Raw genomic sequence first — 2058 nt, forward strand, 5'->3', positions numbered from 1 at the left:
GCGGGAAGCGTGCCGAGCGACACGAGCTGGTTCTGCACGTAGGTCGCGGGTGCGCGCAGGGCGATCCACGTGTCGGGTACCGGGAACGAATTGGGGTTGTGAACCTCGAGCGTCAGGACCGAGGACTCGCCCGCCACCAGGTCGGCCCCAGTCGCCGAGACCTCGAGCGCAGCACCGAGTTCAGACGGAAGCTGACTCGACGCGCTGCGCCAGACGACCCCGAAGTCCTCCAGCTGTTCGTTGATGCTCTTGTTCGCGCTGATGCGTGTCTCCGCGATGGCGGCTTCATTGCCGATCTCCAGCATGCGCTGAGAGAAGTCGATCGGGAAGGTATCGTCTTCACCGGAAATGCGGATGTAGGGGAGCGCGTTCTCGGGCACGTCGGCGAGTTCTCCGAGGCTCTTGTCGGGAACCGGATACAGGACGATATCGGGCTCGATGCCCTTGCCGTGAATCGCGCGATCCCCCGAGAGCAGATACTCCGCCACCGTGAGCTTGAGCAGGTTCTCGTCGGGCAAGGGGATGACCTGCTGGATCAGGCCCTTTCCGAAGGTCGTCTGCCCGACGATGGTCACATGCCCCAGCGGAGCCATGGCGCCGGAGAGAATCTCCGCCGCGGAAGCCGTCGAGCCATCCACGAGCACGACCGTCTTGAAGGGAAACAGGACTTCTGGACCCGCGATCTGGCGTGAGCGCGTCGACGCGGGTTCGCCGTCGCGATTGACCACCCGCAGGATCAGCTGGCGCGACAGAAAGAGATCGGCCAGATGCGAGGCCGCCGTCATGCTGCCTCCGGTATTCCCGCGCAGATCGAGCACGAGCCCGTCCAGGTTTCCCAGGGCGTTGGTCTTCTCGGCGAACTCGACGGCGGTGTTTCGGCTCACCTGGAAGATGCGTGAGTAGCCGATCCGGTCACTCAGCTTCTTCGTCTCTACACTGGGAACCACGACCTCGCCGCGCGTAATGGTGATCTCGAGTTCTTCCTTTTCCTCACCGCGTCGCACGCCCAGAACGATCTGCGTATCAACCTCGCCGCGAATCCGATCGACGGCCTCGTGCAGGCTGAGAGGTTGGGTGGGATCGCCGTCCACGGTGATGATCGCATCGCCGTCTTTCAGGCCGCCGCGTTCCGCCGGGCTGTCGGGAAACACATGGATCGCAATCAGGTCGCCATCGCGCCGCCCGATCTGAGAGCCGATGCCAAATAGCTTTCCGGAAAACCGGATCTTGAAGTCATCGGTGCTGCGCCCAGAGAACACAGTGGAGTAGCGGTCCAGCGCGTTGAGCGCACCGCGCAGGCTGATCAGTTCGAGCGTCTCATCGGGCTTGATCTCTTCGCGGAGATTTCGAGCCACGAAGTGCAGCGCCCGCGCGAGCACGCGTCGGTACTGTTCGCGTTCGAAGGTGGGAGCAACCGGTACGGTCACCTTGGCTTCGCCAACCGTCAGGATGCCCTGCTGGTTCTCCTCATCGTCATCGAAGCGCACCGAGTCGAAGCGACTCTCGAGCGCGTCGAGCGAACCGACCAGAACCCGGCGGTCCAGGCGGTCGGGATACAAATACATGTCGAGCGTACGGCGGAAGGTCTCGCTCGTCAGGGGCGTCGCGGCCTCTTCGACCGGAAGCGTCCGAACCGCGCAGCCGCCGAGGATCCACAGCAGGCAGAGCAGCGCGATCGACCAGCGTCCGGATCGGACTCCAGCCTTCCTGTGCCATACCAGATGAGGAGAAGGGAAAGAGGGGGAGACAAGGGCCACGAGGTCGAGTTTTAGCATTGCCGCGAAGTCTAGCCCGGCCCCGCGTGGGCCGCCGCGCCCCCCTGGCGCCAAACCTGCCTCCTGGCGAGGATTTCCCCTCGCGGCGCCCACAGGACTCGCTATCATGCGCCCGGGCGCGTAGCTCAGTTGGCAGAGCAGCGGACTCTTAATCCGCCGGTCGCCGGTTCGATCCCGGCCGCGCTCACCAGGGAAGTGCGCGCCGGTGCACGACTTCTTGATGCGCGTCGCGCTTGCTCCGATGGCGGCGTGTTGAAGAGGGGCCGTCGAGAGCTGTCGTCAA

The 2058-nt window shown here is 64.3% G+C and carries 1 protein-coding gene and 1 tRNA gene; one reads left to right on the forward strand and one right to left on the reverse strand.

The window, feature by feature from the left end; translation table 11 throughout:
- A partial coding sequence (locus tag GY725_15145) for a S41 family peptidase (GenBank protein MCP4005525.1) occupies positions 1 to 1775 on the reverse strand: 1775 nt, incomplete at its 3' end.
- 114 nt (positions 1776 to 1889) lie between these two features.
- On the opposite strand from GY725_15145, the gene GY725_15150 reads away from it, so the two are divergent.
- A tRNA-Lys gene (locus GY725_15150) sits at positions 1890 to 1965 on the forward strand.
- Positions 1966 to 2058 lie beyond the last annotated feature (93 nt).

It is taken from the genome of bacterium (assembly GCA_024226335.1).
Taxonomy (GTDB): Bacteria; Myxococcota_A; UBA9160; order SZUA-336; family SZUA-336; genus JAAELY01.